General features: G+C 34.4%; 28 protein-coding genes and 1 tRNA gene. 15 read left to right on the top strand and 14 right to left on the bottom strand.

Annotated features, from left to right (window positions below):
• Positions 1-71: 71 nt before the first annotated feature.
• On the top strand, positions 72-710 hold the full coding sequence (locus O5639_RS08345) for a DUF3120 domain-containing protein (RefSeq protein WP_269624085.1): 639 nt from the start codon (positions 72-74) through the stop codon (positions 708-710).
• A 13-nt stretch (positions 711-723) separates the two neighbouring features.
• Entirely contained in the window at positions 724-2,424 is a 1,701-nt protein-coding gene (nadB, locus tag O5639_RS08350) for an L-aspartate oxidase (protein WP_269624086.1), read from the top strand.
• On the opposite strand, the gene O5639_RS08355 is transcribed toward nadB, so the two are convergent.
• The 7 genes from O5639_RS08355 to O5639_RS08385 all read right to left on the bottom strand — a co-directional run bounded on the left by O5639_RS08355 (position 2,411) and on the right by O5639_RS08385 (position 7,265).
• Positions 2,411-3,352, bottom strand: a complete 942-nt coding sequence (locus tag O5639_RS08355) for a vitamin K epoxide reductase family protein (RefSeq protein ID WP_269624087.1) — start codon at positions 3,350-3,352, stop codon at positions 2,411-2,413. The two genes, nadB and O5639_RS08355, sit on opposite strands and share 14 nt — an antisense overlap.
• 175 nt (positions 3,353-3,527) lie before the next feature.
• Positions 3,528-3,620: a cytochrome b6-f complex subunit PetL gene (petL, locus tag O5639_RS08360; protein WP_269624088.1), complete on the bottom strand. Its 93-nt coding sequence runs from the start codon at positions 3,618-3,620 to the stop codon at positions 3,528-3,530.
• 62 nt (positions 3,621-3,682) lie between these two features.
• Positions 3,683-4,084 (bottom strand): DUF4346 domain-containing protein, encoded by a 402-nt coding sequence (locus O5639_RS08365; RefSeq protein ID WP_269624089.1) that lies wholly within the window; start codon positions 4,082-4,084, stop codon positions 3,683-3,685.
• A gap of 74 nt (positions 4,085-4,158) precedes the next feature.
• A complete protein-coding gene (locus O5639_RS08370) occupies positions 4,159-4,425 on the bottom strand; it encodes a hypothetical protein (protein ID WP_269624090.1) in 267 nt (88 codons plus the stop codon).
• A gap of 31 nt (positions 4,426-4,456) precedes the next feature.
• Positions 4,457-5,638, bottom strand: a complete 1,182-nt coding sequence (locus tag O5639_RS08375; protein WP_269624091.1) for a GNAT family N-acetyltransferase — start codon at positions 5,636-5,638, stop codon at positions 4,457-4,459.
• A 22-nt stretch (positions 5,639-5,660) separates the two neighbouring features.
• On the bottom strand, positions 5,661-6,338 hold the full coding sequence (locus tag O5639_RS08380) for a RibD family protein (protein WP_269624092.1): 678 nt from the start codon (positions 6,336-6,338) through the stop codon (positions 5,661-5,663).
• Positions 6,339-7,265, bottom strand: coding sequence for a 6-pyruvoyl trahydropterin synthase family protein (locus tag O5639_RS08385; protein WP_269624093.1), 927 nt, complete (start codon positions 7,263-7,265; stop codon positions 6,339-6,341).
• A 52-nt stretch (positions 7,266-7,317) separates the two neighbouring features.
• Here O5639_RS08385 and O5639_RS08390 point away from each other — a divergent pair, with 52 nt between their 5' ends.
• Entirely contained in the window at positions 7,318-7,914 is a 597-nt protein-coding gene (locus O5639_RS08390; protein ID WP_269624094.1) for a shikimate kinase, read from the top strand.
• Here the strand turns inward: O5639_RS08390 and O5639_RS08395 are convergent.
• Entirely contained in the window at positions 7,868-8,131 is a 264-nt protein-coding gene (locus tag O5639_RS08395) for a chlororespiratory reduction protein 7 (protein ID WP_269624095.1), read from the bottom strand. The two genes, O5639_RS08390 and O5639_RS08395, sit on opposite strands and share 47 nt — an antisense overlap.
• Here O5639_RS08395 and O5639_RS08400 point away from each other — a divergent pair.
• Positions 8,130-8,858: a DUF6816 family protein gene (locus tag O5639_RS08400; RefSeq protein WP_269624096.1), complete on the top strand. Its 729-nt coding sequence runs from the start codon at positions 8,130-8,132 to the stop codon at positions 8,856-8,858. The genes O5639_RS08395 and O5639_RS08400 overlap by 2 nt on opposite strands.
• On the opposite strand, the gene O5639_RS08405 is transcribed toward O5639_RS08400, so the two are convergent.
• Complete coding sequence (locus tag O5639_RS08405) at positions 8,848-9,564, bottom strand: glutathione S-transferase family protein (RefSeq protein ID WP_269624097.1); 717 nt, start codon at positions 9,562-9,564, stop codon at positions 8,848-8,850. The two genes, O5639_RS08400 and O5639_RS08405, sit on opposite strands and share 11 nt — an antisense overlap.
• A gap of 60 nt (positions 9,565-9,624) precedes the next feature.
• Here O5639_RS08405 and O5639_RS08410 point away from each other — a divergent pair, with 60 nt between their 5' ends.
• From O5639_RS08410 to O5639_RS08425, 4 genes are all read left to right on the top strand, one after another.
• Positions 9,625-9,831 (top strand): DUF751 family protein, encoded by a 207-nt coding sequence (locus tag O5639_RS08410; RefSeq protein WP_269624098.1) that lies wholly within the window; start codon positions 9,625-9,627, stop codon positions 9,829-9,831.
• Positions 9,832-9,833: 2 nt separating this feature from the next.
• Positions 9,834-10,217 (top strand): 30S ribosome-binding factor RbfA, encoded by a 384-nt coding sequence (gene rbfA / locus O5639_RS08415; RefSeq protein WP_269624099.1) that lies wholly within the window; start codon positions 9,834-9,836, stop codon positions 10,215-10,217.
• A 17-nt stretch (positions 10,218-10,234) separates the two neighbouring features.
• Complete coding sequence (locus O5639_RS08420) at positions 10,235-11,866, top strand: glycoside hydrolase family 3 N-terminal domain-containing protein (RefSeq protein WP_269624100.1); 1,632 nt, start codon at positions 10,235-10,237, stop codon at positions 11,864-11,866.
• Positions 11,867-11,966: 100 nt separating this feature from the next.
• The gene (locus O5639_RS08425; RefSeq protein WP_269624101.1) at positions 11,967-12,752 is read left to right on the top strand and encodes a uroporphyrinogen-III synthase; all 786 of its coding nucleotides are present in this window, start codon (positions 11,967-11,969) and stop codon (positions 12,750-12,752) included.
• 2 nt (positions 12,753-12,754) lie between these two features.
• Here O5639_RS08425 and O5639_RS08430 read toward each other — a convergent pair whose 3' ends face one another.
• Positions 12,755-13,207: an SRPBCC family protein gene (locus O5639_RS08430; RefSeq protein ID WP_269624102.1), complete on the bottom strand. Its 453-nt coding sequence runs from the start codon at positions 13,205-13,207 to the stop codon at positions 12,755-12,757.
• A gap of 3 nt (positions 13,208-13,210) precedes the next feature.
• A complete protein-coding gene (zds, locus tag O5639_RS08435; RefSeq protein WP_269624103.1) occupies positions 13,211-14,671 on the bottom strand; it encodes a 9,9'-di-cis-zeta-carotene desaturase in 1,461 nt (486 codons plus the stop codon).
• A 105-nt stretch (positions 14,672-14,776) separates the two neighbouring features.
• Here zds and O5639_RS08440 point away from each other — a divergent pair, with 105 nt between their 5' ends.
• Entirely contained in the window at positions 14,777-15,166 is a 390-nt protein-coding gene (locus O5639_RS08440) for a HesB/IscA family protein (RefSeq protein WP_269624104.1), read from the top strand.
• A gap of 29 nt (positions 15,167-15,195) precedes the next feature.
• The gene (locus O5639_RS08445) at positions 15,196-15,615 is read left to right on the top strand and encodes a tetratricopeptide repeat protein (protein WP_269624105.1); all 420 of its coding nucleotides are present in this window, start codon (positions 15,196-15,198) and stop codon (positions 15,613-15,615) included.
• Positions 15,616-15,642: 27 nt separating this feature from the next.
• Here the strand turns inward: O5639_RS08445 and O5639_RS08450 are convergent, their stop codons facing one another.
• Positions 15,643-16,572 carry a TIGR01777 family oxidoreductase gene (locus O5639_RS08450; RefSeq protein ID WP_269624106.1) on the bottom strand — a complete coding sequence of 310 codons (930 nt, stop codon included), beginning with the start codon at positions 16,570-16,572 and terminating at the stop codon, positions 15,643-15,645.
• Positions 16,573-16,749: 177 nt separating this feature from the next.
• On the opposite strand from O5639_RS08450, the gene O5639_RS08455 reads away from it, so the two are divergent.
• The gene (locus tag O5639_RS08455; protein WP_269624107.1) at positions 16,750-17,016 is read left to right on the top strand and encodes an NAD(P)H-quinone oxidoreductase subunit O; all 267 of its coding nucleotides are present in this window, start codon (positions 16,750-16,752) and stop codon (positions 17,014-17,016) included.
• A gap of 17 nt (positions 17,017-17,033) precedes the next feature.
• On the opposite strand, the gene O5639_RS08460 is transcribed toward O5639_RS08455, so the two are convergent.
• Together O5639_RS08460 and cysK are read right to left on the bottom strand one after the other, a co-directional pair.
• A complete protein-coding gene (locus O5639_RS08460; RefSeq protein ID WP_269624108.1) occupies positions 17,034-17,687 on the bottom strand; it encodes a DnaJ domain-containing protein in 654 nt (217 codons plus the stop codon).
• Between the two features lie 21 nt (positions 17,688-17,708).
• A complete protein-coding gene (gene cysK, locus O5639_RS08465; RefSeq protein WP_269624109.1) occupies positions 17,709-18,677 on the bottom strand; it encodes a cysteine synthase A in 969 nt (322 codons plus the stop codon).
• 143 nt (positions 18,678-18,820) lie between these two features.
• Here cysK and O5639_RS08470 point away from each other — a divergent pair, with 143 nt between their 5' ends.
• From O5639_RS08470 to O5639_RS08485, 4 genes are all read left to right on the top strand, one after another.
• Positions 18,821-20,386 carry an ArnT family glycosyltransferase gene (locus tag O5639_RS08470; RefSeq protein WP_269624110.1) on the top strand — a complete coding sequence of 522 codons (1,566 nt, stop codon included), beginning with the start codon at positions 18,821-18,823 and terminating at the stop codon, positions 20,384-20,386.
• 84 nt (positions 20,387-20,470) lie between these two features.
• Positions 20,471-20,731 (top strand): hypothetical protein, encoded by a 261-nt coding sequence (locus O5639_RS08475; protein WP_269624111.1) that lies wholly within the window; start codon positions 20,471-20,473, stop codon positions 20,729-20,731.
• A 23-nt stretch (positions 20,732-20,754) separates the two neighbouring features.
• On the top strand, positions 20,755-21,438 hold the full coding sequence (locus tag O5639_RS08480; RefSeq protein ID WP_269624112.1) for an ABC transporter ATP-binding protein: 684 nt from the start codon (positions 20,755-20,757) through the stop codon (positions 21,436-21,438).
• 29 nt (positions 21,439-21,467) lie between these two features.
• Positions 21,468-21,539: transfer RNA gene (locus O5639_RS08485), tRNA-Asn, on the top strand.
• Positions 21,540-21,761 lie beyond the last annotated feature (222 nt).

Consider the following 21,761-nt stretch of genomic DNA (forward strand, 5'->3'; position numbering starts at 1 on the left):
CCACCAAGCCCACTAATCAAGATTCGTCCTACCTTTCAAAGCCAAGGACTTTGCAATTTTGGGCTAGCACAATGGTTGTCCTGCCGGTTTTTGTTCAGGCTCCATGGGTTCATGTGTTCCCTTTTTCAGCTTTTTTATTTGGATTCATCATATTTTTTCTTGGATTTTATTTACTAAAATTTTGTGGTGATAGATGGTCCTCTATTGGTTCGTTATTGGTTGGTGTGAGTTGGAGCTGGTTAGGAGGATGTCTTTTTTGGGGATGGTTAAGAGCTCATCCTGTGTGGCATTTGCCTGTTGAGTCAATAGCTTTGCCAATAGCAGTAAGCCTTTTAAATTCTCGATGGAAAATTGGAGCCAGTTTCTATTTGGCATCTCTTTTAGGAACTGCTTTTACTGACGTAATGATTGTCTTGACAGGTGTCATGAAAGCGTGGCCCCAAGTTGTAGATGCGCCTTTTTCAGAAGCCTCAAAAATGTTGAGTTTAACTGCGGAACAATTATTGGAACCTTTTTCATTATTTGCCATTTTCATCGCGGCACTTTTAATCCTTTTGATAGCAAATTGGATGAATCAAAAATCAAAAAGTGAATCTTTATCTTCTGATGCTTGGCTTGTATCCAGTTCAGCTTTGACAACAACCTTATGGGTTGATGGTTTATTTTTTGCGACTACATTGATTCAGCCTCAACTCAGTGGATTAATCTGAAAATTGATATTTTATGGATTTAAATACTGGATTTAATAAAAATGACATTTACTCAACTAATTGGGATGTAATTGTTATTGGAGCAGGAGCTGCGGGCTTAATGTCCTCTCTTGAATTGCCAGCAAATCTTAAAACTTTACTGTTAAATCGTAATACTAGTAAGCGTTCCTCAAGTAGATGGGCACAAGGAGGAATGGCTGCTGTGACGAGAATCGAAGATAGCGAGGATATTCATGCTCTGGATACCATTAAGGCTGGGGCCGGACTTTGTGATTCTGAAGCGGTACATATGTTTGTTCAAAGTGCGCCGAGATTAGTAGATAGACTTTTGAAACTAGGCATGGAATTTGATAGAAAGTCTGGAAAGTTATCTACAACTCTTGAGGCTGCTCACACTCATAGACGAGTACTTCATGTAAAAGATAGAACTGGAAAGGCATTGGTAGATGTTCTTAATGAGCAAGTTGATCAAAGAGATAATGTTCTGCATCAAAGAGGAATAAGAGTGACTCAAATTTGGGTCGAAAGAGGAAGATGTTTAGGGGTACAAGTTTTAGATGGACCAGCTTTGCGCTGGATAAAAGCAAAGGCAGTAGTTTTAGCTACCGGAGGCGGTGGAGATTTGTTTGCTAATACCACAAATCCAACTCAAGCTGCTGGGGAGGGAATTGCCTTGGCGTGGAGAGCTGGGGCTTTCATAGAAGATCTCGAATTCTTTCAGTTTCACCCAACTGCTCTGAAATTGGATGATGCGCCTTCGTTTTTGATTTCTGAAGCTTTGAGAGGGGAGGGCGCACTTTTAGTGGATTCTTTAGGAAAGAGCCCCGTAGATCAACTGGAAGGGAAAGATCTTGCATCAAGAGATCAGGTCAGTAGGGCATTGTTTAAAGCAATGCAAAAGCAAAAAGTTGATCACATTGGTCTGGATGTTAAATCCATTGCTGTTGAGGATGTAGAGGCTCGATTTCCCTCGATTTTTCAAAGGTGCAGAGAGCTTGGCTTAGAACCTTTAAAAGAAGTAATCCCCGTAGCCCCATCTGCCCATTATTGGATGGGCGGTGTCGCTACCAACTTGAAGGCACAGACAAATATCAAAGGACTTTTTGCAATAGGTGAGGTTGCATGTACTGGTCTGCATGGTGCAAATAGGCTTGCAAGCAATTCATTAATGGAATGTTTGGTTTTTGCAAATCAAATGCAAAATATTGAATTAAATGATTTCAAAACTTGTGATATATCAGGAAACAATTTCAGTTTTCACAAATCTAATCTTCGCTTTTCTAAGGATCAAGGAACTAAGTATTTATCAAAAGAAATTGAAAAACTTAGACAATTATGCTGGCGCGAGGCTGGAGTTGATCGATCACGAAAAGGAATGAGTGCTGCTCTTGCAAAAGTTAAACGAGATTATCAAAATCTTTTAGACGAGCCCTTATTGAATTTGGTTTTTTCTCAGTCAAAATATGCAATTAACGAATTTGATGAAATTGCCAGGAGAGACCTAAATTTGCTGCTTGATTTAAGTAATCGACAAATGTCAAGTTTACTTATGTTGGAGGCTTGTTTGTTTCGTGAAGAGAGTAGAGGTGGGCACTTTAGAGATGACTTTCCTACTTCCGTTCCTTTTTGGCGATGTCATACTCGTCAAAAAAAAGGAATGAATATTCATACAAGACCCATTATGGATAAAGCTGAGTTTCCTAAAAATCTTTAGAGTATTTGTAATTGGTAAGTTCAGCTAATTCTTCAAGACTTTTCACTCCTGAATCAATTGAACCATTAATTTCCCAAGAAGGGAAACCTGTTATACCTTTAGCTTCGCAAAGTTCTCTTTTGTTGTTAAATCCATCTTTTGCACATTCAACTAAATTTAATTTTTCTGCAGCTTCTTTCCCGAACATTTCTTTTTGATCATGACAATGTGGGCACCAATAGGCGTTATACATAACGGCTCCTTCTTTTGTTAAATGTTCAGCGAGTTTTATTTTTTCAGGAGAACTTATCGCTATTACCGCAGGTGGCATGCCTGGAATATTATTTGAAACTTCCTTAATAGCAGGATCGACTGATGATGACCATAATAGTCCTGCTAGAAGAACTGCTACTGACATAAGAAAACCTCTAAAAAATAATTTACCATAATCTTCCCAACCGCCTCCAAATATATTTAATAATAGAACTGAAAGTGATATCAGAAAAGAAAGAAGACAGAAAAAACAGAAAGCTTTAATTTTAAATATCATTACTGATAGTAAAATTAAGCTGAAAATAAAAGTAGATGTAGATATATAAAAAGATCCCCACCATGCAACTTTTGAGATATTATTTTTTTGGTTTTTGAGAATGGGTATTAATGGGAATATTGCCATTAATAATATTAATAAATAACTAATTAAACCTATTAATGATAATGGAATAGAGAAATTATTTGTTTGAAAGAAAGTCCCCCAAGGGCTATTTAAAACTTTATCGCAGCCTCCTAATCCACCTGGACAGTTTAAATTTCCTATGAAACCCCATTTATTTAGTGTTATGGATCCTGTATCAATAACGCCAACTGTTGATAATACAGCTATTACAACCCTCGCCCATTTGGAACCTAGATCTTGTCGACGTCGACTCTTTAGTCTTGAAGATCCCATGCAGTTGAATTTTAAATTATTGAATTTTTTTATTCTAATGAAGAATTAGTTTTAAGTCTGAATAATTTAAATTAATTCTAATGTTCTTTATATTTTAAGAACTATAAATATCTTGCTGAGTATTAAATATAAACCTCTTTAACTAATCCAGAACTAATAAGAGTGATTTCTTTATTCAGATTAATTTAATAGCTTTCAGGGCTTTTTGAATCACGAATGCTGCAGAAAGACCTGCTCCAACAAAAACTAAGTAAAAAAGAATTCCCATTTGATTTAAATTTCTCCACTAATAATAGAACATCAGTGCTTTATCGTTTGAATTTATTAATTTTAATCTTGAATATATTGTTTACCAGTGATCAGGCATTGCTCCGCTCTCTGTAATTCACGACCAATGTAAATCGCATGATCTAAATGACTTATGGGGAATGGACCATGACCCTCGGAGATTTGAATACCTACTTGCTTGGCACTCTTCCCTCTATAAATATTGTTTGGTTGATTTGTACTTTTTGTTTTACAACCAATTGGTTCTCCGGACTCTGGATCAATAGCTCGACCTTTTTGATCAATATCATTTAAATAATGTTCAAGTATTAACTCATTCGTTTTGGGTTCAATTTTTATTAAGAAATAACCTTTTGGGTCAAGTTCTATTTGCCGCTTGGATAATTTAGCGTCTAAAAGCGTTATTGAGTTAATTAAGTCTTCTTGAAGATCTAGATTGTTCATTTCTTTAATTTACAAATTAAAAAGAAGATACACAAGTGACTTATTATGTAGCTATTAGATTTTCCTGTAAAAAATTATCCTGAAATAAAGCTTTTTAAGATTAAAAATATAAGCAGATTTACAAAAATAAAAGATAAATAAACAATACCTGGATTTTTTAGGCCTGCTGGTGCTGTTAGTTCATAGCCAAAAAGAGTAATAACACCTTGAGTCCCTTTATCTTTATAACTAAAAATTCCTTGAGCAAAAAAAGGTTTTTCTTCATTAGAATCAGTTTTATCTTGCTCGGTGGAAAGCGATTTATCCGTCTCTGGAGAATCTAGTAAATTCTTGTCTGTCATTTAGATTAAGTCTTTAATTTGTATGAAGTTACTATGTATTTGATAGTTTTGGCTCTTCAAACTTAAAAGGTACTTCATTATTTGTAGCGTTTATTTGGTCAAGCATTAACTTATTTGCTCTTGGTAGCCATTCTCTTATTAATGAGTCCATAGGTCGGTTGTACCATCTATGAAGACTTGCGTTGGGTTTAGCAATAAAACCTCTTCGTTTTTTGTGACTCCCGCCCGCTCCAGGATCAAAATATTTTATTTTATTTTCTATTGCCCACTCGATTGGGGAGTAATAACAAGCTTCAAAATGTAAATTATTGATATTTTTTACTGCACCCCAATATCGTCCCCAAAGCATATTTTCGTTTTTTACGCATAATGACATTCCAATTGTTTTATCAATTGCTTCTTCTTTTGCATCAAATAAAATAATATTTTCTTTAAGTTCTGTTGATGTAAGTTCAGTAAAAAATGATTCAGTGAGGTATTTACTTCCCCATACTCCCCATCTTGAACAATGAAGCTCATAAAAATAATGCATTTTTTTTAAATTCATTACATTTATTTGAGACCCACTAAGAGGTTCAACTTTTACTCCACATTTTTTTATGCTTTCTCTTTCTCTCTTAATATTTCTACGTTGATTTGAATTAAATTTTTTTAAAAAATCAGAAAAACTGTTTTCTTCATTCAATTTCAATAAACTTTGTTGGTTGATCCACTTAGCACAATTTAGAGATTCTGCTATTTTCATCCATTTAGGATCTACATATAAAAAATTACAACTGAGAATTCCATTTTGTTTGGCAAAACTATCAATTTCAGAGATTAATATTTTTGTTAGATCTAGATTATTAACTCCTTCTGCAAAAAGAAAGCGATAACCTTCTGTTGGACTTAACGGACTCATTCCTATTAGCTTTGGATAATATTGCAGTCCCATGTCTTGAGCTAGTTGAACAAAGGGATTATCAAAGATAAATTCTCCATAACTATGAGATTTAAGATAAAGAGGTGCACATGCAATTAAATCATTTTCACTCCACGCAGAGAGAAATAATGGTTGCCATCCATATTTAGTGCTAACACTTTTTGATCTTTCTAATGCATTTAACCAATCCCATTTATAAAAAGGCGTTGAATTTTCTTTTAAAAAATTATTCCAAATAATTTTAGGAATTTCTTCGATTGTTGGATGCCATTTGATTTTTATATTGTTCATTTCTTTTATACTAAATATATATTTAGGATAAATTATTTCTAAAATATCTGATAAGTAATTCATTATTACCGAGTTTTTTACTTTCTTTTAGAATCCAGTTATTTTTTTTATTCATGATTGTATTTAAGCTGCTTAATTTAGATGAAACCCAGCAGTAATCTCCTCCTATAAGATGAGGTGTAATGGTGATTTGTAATTCATCTATTAGATCCTCTAAAAGAAAAGCTGAAATAAGATTTGCGCCTCCAAGTAATACAATTTTCGCAATTCCTTTTTGATACAAATCATCAAGAGAATCACGCCAAGTGAGTTTGAAATTTATTTTTTTATCGAATCCGTCAGGAAGCATTATCTCATTTTTCTTATCTTGTGCTTGTATCAACCATTTTTGAAGAGGTTGTTTAAAAAAAAGCCAATTTTCTGGAAAAATTATTTGATTGCTCGCTATTAGAGCAATTGGTTGCTCGTTCTTTCCTTCTGAAATTCTTTGCTTTAATAAGCTTTTATTTTTTATGACACAAATTGATTGGTGGTCTCTTAGCGTTTGCCCTCCCATTAAAATCCCATCAGACCAAGCAAGTGATTCTTCTAAAACTAAACGATCACCAGACTGACCTAATTGAGTTTCCCCTCCTTCTGGGTATGCGATACGTCCATCAATACTAGAAGCTAAAACTAATTTAACCCATTTTGTTTTCAATTATCTCAGCAAACCCACCTGATTCTTTGAGTCTTTATTATCAATTTTTGATTCAGGTACATTTGCATAAACTTCAGCTGCATTATTAGGACTCTCCTGTAGTTTTATCTTATATAAATTTGCCCCAATCGCATTAATCGGATTAGTTAATTTATCTGAAATGTGTAATGCAATATTTTCAGCTGTAGGTACACAATTTGCAAAATAAGGAATATCTTTATTTAAAAAGGTATGATCAAAGGGCTCTACAACTAGATCATTTATTAAACTATTTAATGCAGATAAATCACATATCATTCCAGTTCTAGGATTAATCTTTCCTTTGACAGTTATATCTACTATGTAATTGTGACCATGTCCATTAGGTCGAGCACATTTTCCGAATATTTTTTCGTTTTCGTTTTGAGGTAGGTCTTCTCTAGCTAATCGATGAGCAGCTGAAAAGTGTGTTTGAACTGTTAAATAAGCATCCATAGCATTTCCTTGATATTCAGCCCAGAGTTTGGGGTTTTCGTAAAGACGAAGAGATTTTAGTGGTAAGTGAGATTTAAGGCGCTCCCATATAATACGAACTAAACTTTCAGTTGTGGGAAGGCAACCTTCGGGTTTAGAGAGGTCAAACTCTGGCCATGTGTCATTTAAAAAACGAAAGTCAAGTTGACTTGTCACTTCATTTTTTATGGCATGTTTTACATCTGAAAGGTTTAAGACCATGCCATATTTATTAAGATCTCCTTCCATGGTTACGATTAACTCGTAATTATGTCCGTGGCCAGGAGCTATTGAGCATGGGCCAAACAAAGCTGAATTATCATCATCTGATAATTCAGGAAGCCTATAAAGGTGGCTTGCGCTAAAGCAGGCTCGCCTTGTGATTACGCAGCTTCTACCCTCTCCATGAGGGTAATTAGATGTGATTGCTTCCATAAATTTTTCACATCAACATACATCTTAATAACTTTCAGTTACTTCTGTCTTTATGGCCGTCCAACCAACCCCTCAAACTCTTAAAGAAAAGTTAGGTGGTCGAAATATATTTTTGATCGGAATGATGGGTTCTGGCAAAAGTCAAACGGGACCGGTTCTAGCAAAAATGATCAATTATGCTTTTGTTGATACTGATGATGTTATAGAAAAAGCTTCTAAACAATCTATTACATCTATTTTTGAAAAAGATGGAGAAAAAGTGTTTAGGGATGTTGAAAAAAAAGTTTTAAAAGAAATTAGTCAACATCATTCTCTTGTAATTGCTACAGGAGGTGGATTAGTGACCTTGCCTGAAAACTGGGGCATTCTTCATCAAGGAATAGTTATTTGGTTAGATCTTGATTTAAAACGTTCAATTCAACGATTAGAAAGTGATAAAAAGCAACGCCCTTTACTAATTGGGGATGATTTAGGTGAGACTTTTAGTCAAATTTATGAAAGTAGAAAACCAATGTATTTAGAGTCAGATTTGAGAATAGAAGTTGAGGATCAATCTCCATATGAAGTTGCAACTATGATTGCTGAACATTTGCCAAGCATCCTTATTGACCCGGAGACTCAAGCCGAACGGCATACCACTGAATTGTAAAACCTGTTTTGATTTCTAGGTCGCAGGCTGTATCAAGCAAATGTTGCGCAGCTTCTGCTATTGAGGACTTACATGCAAGATCTAATGGTAATGAATCGAATTTATTTAACCAAGATTCAAGCCATACAAGAGTTTGTTCTTTATCCAAGAATTGTTCACTTTCGCCAGGAACCAATACAACATAATTATCCATTTCTCTAATTAGCGGATCAGACATGAGACAGAAATTTTTCTTCTTTTTGATTTCTATTTTAATTATTTTTACTTATACCGGTCCTGTACTTTCTGAGCCTGTTCTTGAAATTAAAAATTTTCAACCCTCTGAGCTTTCTGAACGCAAATTAATCTGGCCTGATTGGCGCTTACCTTCTTCAATTAAGCGCCCAAGATTGCAAGATGATTTAATTTACCCTGATTGGTTTGAAGGGGTATGGGATGTTATTAGTGAGATAGAAGGTGATAAAAATCAAGAACCTATTATTCATTCAGCTAAATTTAATTACAATACCTCTGGTAATTTAATTGCTGATCGTGAATACAATACTAAGTCTTATGCGTTGAGCACAAGGACTGGTGATTTCTTATCAGTAAAGAATGATCCTAAATCTCCTAATCGACAGTTTGCTAAATTAACTAACGATAGGTATTTAGAGACTAAAATTATAGGGAGACTTCAAGAGAAAATAGACAATAATATTTTTATCACTGATGAATTAATTTTACAAATTTTACATACTCCAGAATTTAGCCGTGTTAGCCAGGTCGAAACATTAACTGAGTTTAAAAAATGTAGATCTAATCAAAATAATGAAATAAATCTGAGTGACTTTAATATTTGCGGAGAACAGTTTCAAGCAATTTACAATCAACCTGGCCAAAATTTGATTTCCTTGCCGATTAAAACAGAGAAATCTAGATTAATACTTAGAAAGACTAATGATTAGTTATTTCTAATTGATCTTCAATTAAGTCTCTCCAGTTAAAAATATTTTGAAGACTTGGATCGTTTATGTATAAAGAACAACCTTTGCCTGTAAGATTTTCTCCAGATGAGTTTGGAAATTTGAGTAGCGATAAGTGTGATGCTACAGCAATATCAGCAATAGAAAGCTTTTCTCCAATAAGAAAGTTTTCTTGATCAATTAAATTTGATAGATACTCTAGATTTGATTTTAGAGATTCCTTCTCTTTCTGGTTTATTAATCCAGATATCTGACTAGTAATCTTTGTAGGAAGATTAAAAAGAAGTTTTTTCATAGAATCCGAAATTTCGTTGGCAAATAAAGAGGAAATCAATTTTGGATTCTTCGTCAGTTCTTCTAAAAAGACAATTTTTATTGATTTTGCCAAAGTTGTATCTGCCCAATTCTCAAGGATTTGGGCCTGAGAAGCTTCCTTTACATCCTCTGGAATTAATTTTGGTTCTATTTCAATTTTCTCTAAGTGTCGTATTATTGAACTTGAGTCATGGATTGTTGTTTCCTTATCAAAAAGCACGGGTAATTTTCTTTGCCCTGTTTTTTGAAAGATATCTATTTGCCCTATGGCTGGTGTTATCTCAACGGTTCGATATTCAAGCTTTTTTGCAGCCAAAGCCATTCTTACTTTTAAACAATAAGGTGAGTGCCTAAATTGATGAAGCTCCAACATTTTATGTTCTTTCAAATGGTTAGCAGAGTAGCTATTAATTCAGTCTTTTGGTGGTGAAAAATGGGTGAGTTTTTTTCTAATGTTTCTAGATATCCCAAATATCTCATCACCATAGTTTTGGGGGTTTTCACTGCTGCACTTTCTCCATTAATTAAAAGAGGTAGTAATCCGATCACAGCGATTGCTCTCGTTGGGGCGTTGTTAAGTGGACTTCTGACAATAATTTTCTTATTAAAGGCTATGGCTTTTCCCCTACCAATTACTTAGTTATGGCTAATTCAAGAAGGGTAGAAAAATTAGCAGCTTTACTAAAAAGAGAAGTTAGTGAACTTTTAGTCAATGGTGTTAGAGATGAAAGAATTCATCAAGCTATGATTACGATTACATCTGTTGAAGTCTCAGGTGACTTGCAGCATGCAAAAATTTTTATAAGTCTTTTTGGTGAAGACAAAAAAAAAGCTGAAGTACTATGTGGTTTAGAGGAAGCGAAGGGATTTGTTCGTGCCGAGCTTGCTCGAAGGCTTCAAATGAGAAGATCTCCTGAGCTTGTTTTTAAGATTGATAAAGGAATGACAAAAGGTCCAGCAGTTTTAGATCTTCTCAATTCATTGGAGCTTGAACGAAACAGAAAAGACAAAAGTAAAGACTCATAGATTAATCAAAATTTTTGATGAATAGATCTGATCTTAGAAGGGAAGTTGCTGAATTATTTATAGTTCGAGCAAGTGGATTTAATCTTGATTCACAACGTTTATATCCTAACTTAGAGGAATCTAATACAAGTCTAAAGAGACTTTTAGAAGAAGGTGTTGGAGGAGTTATTTTTCTAGGAGGAACAGTAAAAGAATTAGAAATTCGTTGCAATATCTTAAAAAAATGGTCTGGTAAACGCCTTCTCTTGTGTGCTGACATTGAGGAAGGCGTTGGTCAAAGATTTCATGGAGGAACAAAGTTCATTCCTCCAATGGGTATCGCTCAGATTTATAAAAAAGATCATCATTTAGGAATATCTATTGCTGAGAAAATAGGGTATTTTACAGCTAAAGAAGCAAAAAATATTGGTTTAAATTGGCTATTAGCACCAGTCTGTGATATCAATAACAATTCAAATAACCCGGTTATAAATCTAAGAGCTTGGGGAGAAGAGGCTGAAACAGTAAAAAGTTTAACTTGTGCTTTTCAGCGAGGTGTTTCTAGATCAAAAATACTGACTTGTGCGAAACATTTTCCTGGGCATGGAAATTCCGAAGTTGACTCTCACTTGGATTTGCCAGAAATACATAATGACTTATCTGAATTAGAGAAATTTGAATTGATTCCATTTGAATCTTTAATCAACCAAGGAGTCAATAGTGTGATGATTGGGCATTTACTTTTTCCAAAGATTGATCCTATTTATCCTGCAACACTTTCAAAAAGACTGGTTACTGAATTATTACGTATTAAATTCAATTATGATGGTTTAATCGTCAGCGATGCTTTAGTTATGAATGCAATATCTAATAAATATAGTAGTGGTAAAGCTGCAGTAATGGCATTCGATGCAGGAATTGATTTGATTATGATGCCAAAAAATATTGACGAGGCAATTGATTCTCTTACTGATGCTTTTTATTCAGGAAAAATTTCTTTAGAAAGGTTGCGTATGTCTAGAGAAAGAAGAAAAAAACAACTTGATTTAATTAGTAATGAAAATGATTTAGAAGAAAAATTTAGACATGAAGATGTTAAGAATAAATTTTTAGTTGATGCTTATAGATTTAGTAATTCTATAATAAAAAATTCAATTTGTGTCAGAGGAGAAATTACTATAAAGGCTAAGGTTAATGATATTAATCTCATACAGATTGATAATTTTGATCAAGTGTCTAATAAATTATTCCCTGCATTAAATTTACCTGAGGCAGTAGGCTTTAGAAATTTAATTATACATCCACTAGGCATTAGTCCATGGCAAAATAGTAATAAAAGGTTTTTAGAATTGGCGCGAATTGGTAATGGTAAAATTCTTGTTCAGCTTTTTGTAAGAGGTAAACCATTTATAGGATCAGAATATCATAATGATCATTGGATAGACGTTATAAAAAATTTAGAAATTGAGGAAAGATTATTAGGAATTATAATATATGGATGTCCATATTTATATGATAAAATAAAGAAAACTATTCATGAAGCTATCCCTTTAGCTTATAGTCCTAGTCAAATAGAGCAAGCACAAACTCAAATTTTAAATCGTATTTTGCCATCAAAAATAGTTCAAAAGAAAGTTGATGAAAAATCAAGTAAAGAATTTACTGATTGAAAATTGTTTAATTGAGAATCTAGTACTCAAGAAAAACCTTATCATTGTTTAAATAATTTCATAGTGATTCTTTAGACTTCCTAGAAAGAAGCATATAGAAATGGCTTTAACCGACAAGAAGATAATTATTACTCGTGCCCAAGAACAGACTTCAGAGGCTCGTAAGATCTTTCGAGAAAATGGAGCTGAGGTATTCGATCTTCCTTCATTAGTGATTGGACCTCCAGATGACTGGGCTCCTTTAGATGATGCCTTAAAGGAAATTGCTACCTTTGACTGGATCATTTTTTCTAGCGCAAATGGTGTTAGAAATGTTGAAGATAGACTGAAAGAAATAGGATTATCTTTATCGAAAATTTCCAAGACTATTCAAATTGCTGCTGTCGGTAGAAAAACAGCTTCTTTGTTATCAGATATTGATGCAAAGATTAGTTTTGTTCCTCCTAGTTTTGTTGCAGATAGCTTGGTTGAATATTTCCCTCAGAATCAAAAAGGTTTAAAACTATTCATTCCGAGAGTACAAACCGGAGGTAGATCAATATTATCTGACTCTTTTAAATTAAAAGGAGCAGAGGTTACTGAAGTAGCTGCTTATGAATCTTCTTGTCCTAAAGATATGCCTCAAAAGACTGTAGAGGCTTTGAATAGTAGGGAAATAGATATTATTGCTTTTACTAGTGGTAAAACAGTAAAAAATACTGTCACCTTATTAAAAAAATACTTTGGTGAAAATTGGTTGATATTAATCGAAAGGATTAAACTTGTTTCGATTGGACCCCAAACAACTATTAGCTGTAAAAACCTTATTAGAAAACCTGATAAAGAGGCTTCACCACATGATCTAGATGGATTATTAAAAGCTTGTTTAGAATTACAATTTAATTAAATTTATGCAGATTTTTCGACAAGATCTTTAAAACCATCAAGATTTTTTTGTAATTCTTTCGTGACCATTCCTCCAAGAATATTTGCTTTCATCAAATGAGCTAAAACTTGAGGTAATTCATAAGAAATTTTTAATTTAACCACAGTTTTTTCTCTCTCTTCAGTATAAAACCGTACTGAACCCTTAGTAGGTAAACCACCAACTGATTTCCATTCCAATTTCTCTGCTTCTACTCTTTCAGTGATTTGAGCTTTCCATTTAAAACGAAAGCCATTAGCTGCAAGTGTCCACTCCGTTAAATCAGGAAGTGTCGAGGTTTTTTGATCGACTGTTTTAACCGACTCAATCCAAGTCATCCATAAAGGCATCGAATCTAAATCACTCCAAAACTTCCAGACAAGTTCAACTGGAGCATGAATTTCACTTATCACTGTGTGATTAAGCCACTTTCCCATTTCTTAAGCAACCGAAGAATTTTTTGCTAGTGAAACAGACTTTGAGAGCATTGCTGAAGCAGCAAGATGCCCGCTCATTGTTGCCCCTTCCATAGAGTCAATGTAATCCTGCTTTGTGTAACTGCCTGCTAAGAAGAAATTACTAAAAGAGGTTTTTTGATCTGGTCTATATGGCTCCATTCCAGGCGCCTCCCTGTAGAGCGAATGAGAAACTTTGACCACATTGCTCCATAAAAGCTTCAAGCCTTTTGAAGAAGGGAAAAGGGTCCTGACCTGTAGATCAGTATGTTTTACAATTTCATCTGAGGACTTGGTAATCCAAGGATCTCCAGGGGTTAACACACATTGAAGTAGTGAACCCTGATCGTCTTTCTTATAGTCTTCTGGGCTTGATAAAGCTAAATCTGCAAAACAACTAAAATCAGCATCGGCTGTGTATAACAAATTATCTAAACCAGATGGACTTTTTAGGTTCATTTGAGCTTGTTCATTGTTGATCTCGGTTACCCAGCCATCGTATCTAAGTTGTACTGTCGCTACTGGTACAGCATCAAGCTTGAAAAGTGAGTCAAACTCTTTAAAACGTCTCCATGCTCTAGGAATTATTCTTTTAATACCAGATACATCACAAGCAGCTAAATATTTGTCTGCTTGAATTTTTTTTTCTCCGTCTGGTGTTTGAAGAGTTAATCCAGTCACAGATGGTTGGTTGGAGTCCTCTGAATGAATTTCTTTAACAATATTTTCTAAGTGAAGTCTTCCGCCTCTTTGTTCAATGTAATCGAGTATTGGCTTGGTGAGCCATTTGTGGGGTGAGCCCTTTAATAAGTTGAGCTTGGAGGCCTCTGTTTTTGAAGCGAACATCATAAAGATGGTAAGCATGCATCTTGCTGAAATGGCTTCACAATCAATGAATCCCAATGCATATGCAATAGGATTCCACATCCTTTCGATACTATTTAGGCTTCCTCCATGGTTAAGAAACCATTTTTGAAAGCTTATAGAATCTAGTGATCGTATTGTTTTCATCGCACCCTCATAGTCAATGAGCCCTCTTACAATTGGACTTGTTCCAAGAGCAAGAGCATTCCTTAGTTTGTCAATCCAATTTAATTGAGGCGTAGTAAAGAAGGCTTTTAAGCCGTTAAAAGGAGCGCCTGCAAAAAATCGAAAATCAAGTGATTTAATATCACCGCCCTTGTTAACAAAAAGGTGAGTGTGGTCTTTTGGTAAAAGATTCTCAAAGGCCCCTACTTTTTTCATTAAGGCAAACAGATTTGCATAGTTGAAAAAGAACACATGCAAGCCCATCTCTATGTGATTGCCATCGGAATCTTCCCAGCTTCCAACTTTGCCTCCCATAAATGGTTTTGCCTCATATAGGTCGACCTCATGTCCTTCATCAACAAGGTCAACTGCGGCAGTCAATCCTGCTAAACCTGCACCTATTATTGCGATTTTCACTCGTTTAATTAGATGGATATACTAACTCTATGAATAAAAACTCTTTTTTGGCACTTTTAAAATCGAATATAATTAATAGAGTGTTATTAAAGTTTAGAAAAAACAATGAGTGAATCAAACGCACCGCCTAAAACTCATAAAGCTCAAGATGGTAAGGGAGTAATTATTACCACTCCTGCATTGGATCAGTTATCTAGACTTTGCAAAGAACAAGGCTCAGGGAAATTATTGAGAGTAGGAGTACGTTCGGGAGGATGCAGTGGCATGAGTTACACAATGGACTTTGTGTCTGCTGATGAGATTCAAAAAGATGATGAAGTGTATGAATATTCTGTAGGTAGCAGTTCGTTTAAAGTAATTTGTGATCCGAAAAGTCTTTTATATATATATGGTATGCAGTTAGATTTCAGTACAGATTTAATTGGTGGAGGCTTTAACTTTACTAATCCCAATGCATCACAAACTTGTGGCTGTGGAAGTTCCTTTGCAGTTTAACTTTAACTAAAAGAATTTTAAAATTAACAATGGATCAATCAGAGGAAAGTCTTTTTGAAGAAGCCCTAAATCGCTATAAAGCTGGTTCGCCAGCAGATGAATTGATTGAAGATTTTCAGAAAATAACTTCTACTACTCCAAATAATGCTGCTGCATGGACATGCTTGTCTTGGCTACAATTGTTATGTGATTCGCCTCAGGAAGCCTTGCGCTCTGCCCGATATGCGGTGAAACTTAACGGTCAAGATCCACAGTCAAGGATAAACTTGAGTCTTGCATTGTTAGAGACTAATTCTAAAGGAGTTAGAGATCACATTGATTATGTGAAAAGAGCTATGTTCGTTCTTCCTGAATTAGAAAAAGAATTAAAAGAATCATTTGAAGATGGTCTTTCACGGAAACCTAATTGGAAAACATTACTTAAAATAAAAAATTGGTTAGACCTTTGATTTCTATTAATTTTCCATTAAAAAAATTTAAGTTAATATTGCTTTTAAAGCTTCATTAATTGTGGGAAAACTGAATTTAAATTTTAGTTTATTTAATCTTTGAGGTTGTACATTTTGTCCCTCTAAAACTACTCGAGCGCCATCTCCTAAAATTAACGTCAATATTGGCCCAGGAACTGCGAGAAGACTTGGTCTACCAAGTTCTTGACCAAGTGAATTAGAGAACTCATTCATTCGTATAGGATTTGGTGCAACCCCATTGACGACACCTGACCAAGCAGAATTTTTCAGACTTTCGTTAATAAGGTTACAAAGATCAGTTCTGTGTATCCAGCTCATCCATTGTTTTCCATCTCCTATTGGACCTCCAAGACCAGCTCTAAAAATGGGAAGCATTTTTCCAAGTGCTCCGCCATCTTTAGCTAATACGATGCCAATTCTTACAATTAAAAGGCGAGTCGCTCTTGGTTTGTTTTTTGCACTAGATTCCCATTCTTTACAGAGATTTGCTAGGAAATCATCACCCTGAATATTCTCTTCATTGAATTTAATTTGAGGATGTGAGCCATAAAAACCAATTGCAGATGCATTAATTAGAACTTTGGGGGGTTTTCTTAGATTCCGTAGGTTGTTAATCAGATTCTTTGTTGTCTCTATGCGACTATTAGTAATTTTTTTACAGTGATCGGTAGTCCATCTTTTTTCAGCAATAGGTTCGCCAGCGAGATTGATAACCCCTTCGCAGCTTTTAAGAGAGTGTTGAATTTCTTCTTTATCCCAAGACGAAGACTCAGCCGGATCCATTTGTATGAAATTTATGCTTTGCTCATTATCTATGGCTTTTAGTTTTCTTTTGGATTGCCTAGATATGACTGTGAGGCTGTGTCCTTCTTTGATTAGCAAAGGAATTAATTCTCTTCCGATAAAACCAGTGCATCCAGTAAGTAGTAATTTCATGATTTCTCTAATTAGATTTGATTAGCTTAGAAGGATTTTGATTAAGTTAAGGTGTTGATAGATCAAGAATATTTGTGTTATCGAATTTGAAATTAATTAATGACAGGATTTTTACCATTTTGTTTTAACTGCTATTCTTCATTTGAGTATTTGAATTAAGTCATTAATCTATTTAAAATGCCTGAACAAACTGGAAAAGTAGATGATTCACAATCACCTGCAAAAATACAAAAGAAATTCAGAAAAGGAGATCTTGTAAAAGTTGATCGTGAAAAATATTCTAATAGCTTAGAATCTAAAGCAAGCGATGATAATTTACCTGAATATATTTTTCAAGGACCTGGAGAAATATTATTACTTAAAGGTGATTATTGTCAAGTTAGGTGGAGAAGACCAGTCCCTGATGTGTGGATAAATTCTGATCATATAGTCTTATATTCATAAGTAAATAAAGATTGAAACTATAAGATAAGCCATTCTTTTTTATTGCTTTGTAAAAATTTTCTTTTTTTCTTAGCAATAGAAATCATTGCCTTTCCATCATGGAGGTAATTATCTACATAGCCCATTGTGTAGCGTTCTAATTCATTAATACCATCCTCAACATTGGATAAGCAATGATAGAGATCTAAGCTGAAATCTCTTATAATTGACGGACTTACAAAAGATGTATAAATTTTTTTAACTTTAGTTATTTTGTTTTTACTTTCCTCCAGATACAGACAGAAAGAATCCATTAAAATTTGATCATAAGGATCAGCTGATAAATCTCTTATTTTTGAACCTAAAGGATTAATTATTTGTCCTAATAATTTATCAATAGGGAGGTATACATCCTGAAACCATTTCTTTATATTTTCAGATTTAGAGTAATTATTATTTTCTCTTTTGTATTCATTCTGATGATGAACTTTTAAATGATTAACTTTATTTAAATTAAGATCTCGATGTTTTTTCTTTAATATTTCCCATGCTGAGTTTACTTCGAGCATTACTGCGTAATCTCCTCCTTTGTCAGGGTGATGTATTTTGACCAGTTTTCTATATGCTTTTTTAATCTCTTCTAGTTTTGCGCTGGGATGAACTTTTAATATTTGATATGGATCTTTTCGCATTGTTGAATGATTATTTCTTTTTTAGAGGTATTCATTCCCTTTTACTGGGTTCGCGGGTATGGAAGTAAACATAGTTGTTGAGAGATATCTTTCACCAAAACTAGGCAGGATAACAACAAGGCGCTTATCTTCAAACTCCGGTTGATTTCCTACTTTTAAAGCAGCGGCTACTGCAGCGCCACTGCTGACACCACTTAGTAATCCCTCTTCTTTGGCAAGTCTTCTTCCTATCTCCATTGCTTCATTATCATTGATTCTTATGACTTCATCAATTTGATTTATATCTAATACATTAGGGATGAAACCAGCACCAATGCCTTGTATTGCATGAGATCCAGGATTCCCTCCTGACAGAACAGGGCTTGATGAAGGTTCTACAGCAAAAATCTTGATGTTTGGATTTTTTTGTTTTAAAAATCTGGCACAACCTGTGATTGTTCCTCCTGTTCCTACTCCAGCAATTAATGCATCAAGTTTGCCTTCGCAATCTTCCCAAATTTCTTCAGCGGTAGTTTTTTCATGAATTTCAGGATTGGATAAATTATCGAATTGCTGAAGCAAATATGCATTAGGTATAGAAGCTACCAATTCCTTTGCAAGCTCAATAGCTCCTTTAATTCCTTCTTTGCCAGGAGTTAGTTGAAGCTCTGCTCCAAATGCTCTTAACATTGAGCGCCGTTCTGTACTCATTGTGTCAGGCATTGTCAATATGAGCCTATAACCCTTTGCTGCAGCAACCATGGCCAATGCAATTCCTGTATTTCCGCTAGTTGGCTCAATGAGGACAGTATTTCCAGGTTTGATGGTGCCTTCCTTTTCAGCTGATTTCACCATTGCGCCAGCTATGCGGTCTTTTACGGATGCTGTAGGATTGAAACTCTCTAATTTGGCTACAATTTCCGACTTACAATTAAATTCATTAGGCAATCGATTTAGTTTGACCAAAGGTGTTTGGCCAACTAAAGAAGTTATGTCATTAGCGATTGGCATGATCTTATTTTAAAAACTGGAATCAGTTTCGAGGCAAAAGTTATTTAATAATTCAATTCTTTTTTAATAATGCTTGAAAATTTGTTATTCAAAAGCTTTATTGGCCTTTTAGAGATATAAATAGATGGAATAATTTTTTGATATTGACCGAGAGCATTTCCCATAACAATAGGCCTCCAGTTTTATGGATTTTTCTTTTTTGGACCATAGCTTGTGGAATTGCATTTGTCTCTCTGGGAAATTTGCCTTTAAGAGATTTTGATGAAGCAACTGTTGCAAGAGTTGCATTGGAATTAAATCAGAAAAGTGGCTTAGAAAGATTGCTTCCTTCTATCTGGGATCAGCCCTATTTGAATAAACCTCCTGGATTGCATTGGATAATATCTTTTGCTATTGGAGTGAGTCGAAATTTTCAAAATAATTTTGATTTTTTACCCTCTGAGTTTTGTATAAGATTTTTCCCAGCACTTTTTTCTACTTTTGTTGTTCCATTGGGTGGTCTGATTCAGTGGAATTTGCGTCCTAAAGATCGAATAGCTTGTATTACTACATCAACAATTTTATTGACTTTACTGCCAATTATTAGATATGGGAGAATGGCAATGTTGGATGGCACACAGCTGAGTGTTATAGCGCTTTTATGGTTTTGCTTATCATCCATTAAAAATAATAGGTCTACTAAATTTAATTTTTTAGGAGCTGGATTTGCCTCTAGTTTTATGCTTTTACTTAAAGCTCCGGTAATTATTCCTGCACTATTTGCATCTTTGTTACCATTGATTTGGGAAAATAAATCAAAAAAATATTTTAATAATTTTTCATGGGCCTGGTTCTTCTATGGACTAATTCCAGGTTTCGCTTGGCATCTATGGAACATCTTTTCATATGGTTCAGGAGCTTTTTGGTTGTGGTGGGGCGATGGAGCAGGAAGAGTTTTATTTGAAAAAGGCTCAGGTAGTGAGTTAGGAGTTTTGGTACCAATAATTGAAATATTTGAAGGTGGGTGGCCTTGGCTTCTTGTTTGGCCAATTGGTTTTTTGTGGGCATGCTCAACTCTTAATACTCGTTGGAGCGTTTGGGCTTTTAGTACTCAGATAATTATTGCAGGAAGTGTTTTACCTCTAAAAATGCAACTTCCTTGGTATATCCATCCATTTTGGTTACCTTTTGCTTTGATATGTGGCCCCCCAGTCTCTTGGTTAATTCAAAGAAAAGAGAATGATTACATTTTTGCTAGGAAAATATTAAGAAAAATACCTTATGTATTATCTTTCATTGGATTATGCTTATTTGCTTTTTCATTATTAGTCAAATTAAAGATTCTCAACTTTGAAGAAGATTACTTTAATTCAATTTTTCCCATTAGTTCAGCTTGGCTTATAGGGGGATTATTATTATCTAATTCAAGAAAGAATATTAGAAAGGTTGGTTTTATTGGAATGATTTTTGGAAGCATAATTGGTTTATTCTTTTTTGTGAGCTCTGAATATTGGTTATGGGAAATAAATGAGAATTGGGATGTAAGACCAGTAGCTGAATTTATAGATGGCTTTCCTGATAAACAAATTTTTATCAGAAATAGCTTTGAGCGACCAAGTTTAAATTGGTATGCACAAAAACAAATCAAAAGTTTTGATGAAATAAATCAAAATAAATGCACAACAATCAAGAAAACTAATAATTGGGATCTTTATACATGTAATAATTAAATAAAATTTGATTATTCACATATTTTTCACTTCTTCTGCTTTTATTTGTAAGAATAACTAAATGATTTAGGGTGTTCTGAAAAAGTGTATTGCATTGAGCTTACTATTAAATTAAGTCCTATCCCTTTGGTAGTACAAAGAAAAGAGCATGGAGATGCTAAGAGACTTTACTCTGAAGTAATAGATTGTGTTCAAAAAGGTAATCCAAGGCTAATAGAATTGACTTGTGAAAAAGTTGAAGATAAGAGAGTCACGGTTGTTGTTAGCGAGATTTCAGCAGTACAGATTTATGAAAAAACAAGTAGTGGCACTAGCAAACGGCCTGGATTCTCACTGCAGAAATAAGAAAAAATTGGAGTGAATTAATTTTGGAACGAAGCGGGTCTGACTATTTGGAATTCGATCAAGTTTCTTTTTCTTGGCCCAATGGAAACGACGTTCTTCATCAATGCTCTTTCTCAATTATAAAACCTGGTTTATGGATGCTTGTGGGAGAAAATGGTAGTGGCAAAAGCACTTTGTTTCGTTTAATTAACGGAGTAATTCGTCCTAAAAGTGGGAAAATTTTCTGTTCTTTTAGACCATCAATGGTTTATCAAAATCCAGACCATCAATTGCTTATGCCAACATGTAAAAGTGAGTTGATGCTTAGTATTCCTAAAACTGTTCCCCACAGAAAACTATTCGATTTGATTCAGTCCGCCCTTGAAAAAGTGGACTTAGGCGAAATGTTGGACAGACCTATTCATACTCTAAGTGGTGGGCAAAAGCAGCGTTTAGCTCTTGCTGGAGCTATTGTCAGCAATTCAAATTTACTTTTACTTGATGAGCCGACAGCACTATTGGATCCTCAAAGTCAAAATTCAGTTTTGAAAGTTGTTAAAAAATTAACAAGTTCCTCTGCTGACCCAATTACAGCAATATGGATTACTCATCGTTTGGAAGAATTATATTTTTGTGATGGGGCAGCAATTATTAAAAATGGATGTATTAGTAATTGGAATTCTGGTTCAAAAGTGTTCCAAGAATTAAAATCACTTGCTCTTAGGTAGCTACTAAGGGTAAGTTCTTAATGTTGTAATCCTCGGTAGCTCAGCGGTAGAGCGATCGGCTGTTAACCGATTGGTCGCAGGTTCGAATCCCGCCCGGGGAGTTTTAGAAACAGTCAGTAGATTCAAGAAGACCTAAAAAGGTCTCCTGATGCATTACTTAATTATATTTTCTGATTTATGAAATAAAACAAAGCTAATAATTTTTTTTTAATGTTTTTTATGAAAGTTTTGAGAATTCCTTAACAGTAGAGCCTCGGAATCGGAAGACTTTCTAAAGACAGTTCAGCTTCTTTTTGTCTATTAAGGCGTGAAAATGCAGTGAT

The organism is Prochlorococcus marinus str. MIT 1214 (genome assembly GCF_027359355.1).
Taxonomy (GTDB): domain Bacteria; phylum Cyanobacteriota; class Cyanobacteriia; order PCC-6307; family Cyanobiaceae; genus Prochlorococcus_B; species Prochlorococcus_B marinus_F.

Bases quoted from the DNA above. Each gene is read 5' to 3' on its own strand.
- O5639_RS08345 (WP_269624085.1), top strand. From the start codon at position 72: ATGGTTGTCCTGCCGGTTTTTGTTCAGGCTCCATGGGTTCATGTGTTC.
- nadB (WP_269624086.1), top strand. From the start codon at position 724: ATGGATTTAAATACTGGATTTAATAAAAATGACATTTACTCAACTAAT.
- O5639_RS08355 (WP_269624087.1), bottom strand. From the start codon at position 3,352: ATGGGATCTTCAAGACTAAAGAGTCGACGTCGACAAGATCTAGGTTCC.
- petL (WP_269624088.1), bottom strand. From the start codon at position 3,620: ATGGGAATTCTTTTTTACTTAGTTTTTGTTGGAGCAGGTCTTTCTGCA.
- O5639_RS08365 (WP_269624089.1), bottom strand. From the start codon at position 4,084: ATGAACAATCTAGATCTTCAAGAAGACTTAATTAACTCAATAACGCTT.
- O5639_RS08370 (WP_269624090.1), bottom strand. From the start codon at position 4,425: ATGACAGACAAGAATTTACTAGATTCTCCAGAGACGGATAAATCGCTT.
- O5639_RS08375 (WP_269624091.1), bottom strand. From the start codon at position 5,638: ATGAACAATATAAAAATCAAATGGCATCCAACAATCGAAGAAATTCCT.
- O5639_RS08385 (WP_269624093.1), bottom strand. From the start codon at position 7,265: ATGGAAGCAATCACATCTAATTACCCTCATGGAGAGGGTAGAAGCTGC.
- O5639_RS08390 (WP_269624094.1), top strand. From the start codon at position 7,318: ATGGCCGTCCAACCAACCCCTCAAACTCTTAAAGAAAAGTTAGGTGGT.
- O5639_RS08400 (WP_269624096.1), top strand. From the start codon at position 8,130: ATGAGACAGAAATTTTTCTTCTTTTTGATTTCTATTTTAATTATTTTT.
- O5639_RS08395 (WP_269624095.1), bottom strand. From the start codon at position 8,131: ATGTCTGATCCGCTAATTAGAGAAATGGATAATTATGTTGTATTGGTT.
- O5639_RS08405 (WP_269624097.1), bottom strand. From the start codon at position 9,564: ATGTTGGAGCTTCATCAATTTAGGCACTCACCTTATTGTTTAAAAGTA.
- O5639_RS08410 (WP_269624098.1), top strand. From the start codon at position 9,625: ATGGGTGAGTTTTTTTCTAATGTTTCTAGATATCCCAAATATCTCATC.
- rbfA (WP_269624099.1), top strand. From the start codon at position 9,834: ATGGCTAATTCAAGAAGGGTAGAAAAATTAGCAGCTTTACTAAAAAGA.
- O5639_RS08420 (WP_269624100.1), top strand. From the start codon at position 10,235: ATGAATAGATCTGATCTTAGAAGGGAAGTTGCTGAATTATTTATAGTT.
- O5639_RS08425 (WP_269624101.1), top strand. From the start codon at position 11,967: ATGGCTTTAACCGACAAGAAGATAATTATTACTCGTGCCCAAGAACAG.
- O5639_RS08430 (WP_269624102.1), bottom strand. From the start codon at position 13,207: ATGGGAAAGTGGCTTAATCACACAGTGATAAGTGAAATTCATGCTCCA.
- O5639_RS08440 (WP_269624104.1), top strand. From the start codon at position 14,777: ATGAGTGAATCAAACGCACCGCCTAAAACTCATAAAGCTCAAGATGGT.
- O5639_RS08445 (WP_269624105.1), top strand. From the start codon at position 15,196: ATGGATCAATCAGAGGAAAGTCTTTTTGAAGAAGCCCTAAATCGCTAT.
- O5639_RS08450 (WP_269624106.1), bottom strand. From the start codon at position 16,572: ATGAAATTACTACTTACTGGATGCACTGGTTTTATCGGAAGAGAATTA.
- O5639_RS08455 (WP_269624107.1), top strand. From the start codon at position 16,750: ATGCCTGAACAAACTGGAAAAGTAGATGATTCACAATCACCTGCAAAA.
- O5639_RS08460 (WP_269624108.1), bottom strand. From the start codon at position 17,687: ATGCGAAAAGATCCATATCAAATATTAAAAGTTCATCCCAGCGCAAAA.
- cysK (WP_269624109.1), bottom strand. From the start codon at position 18,677: ATGCCAATCGCTAATGACATAACTTCTTTAGTTGGCCAAACACCTTTG.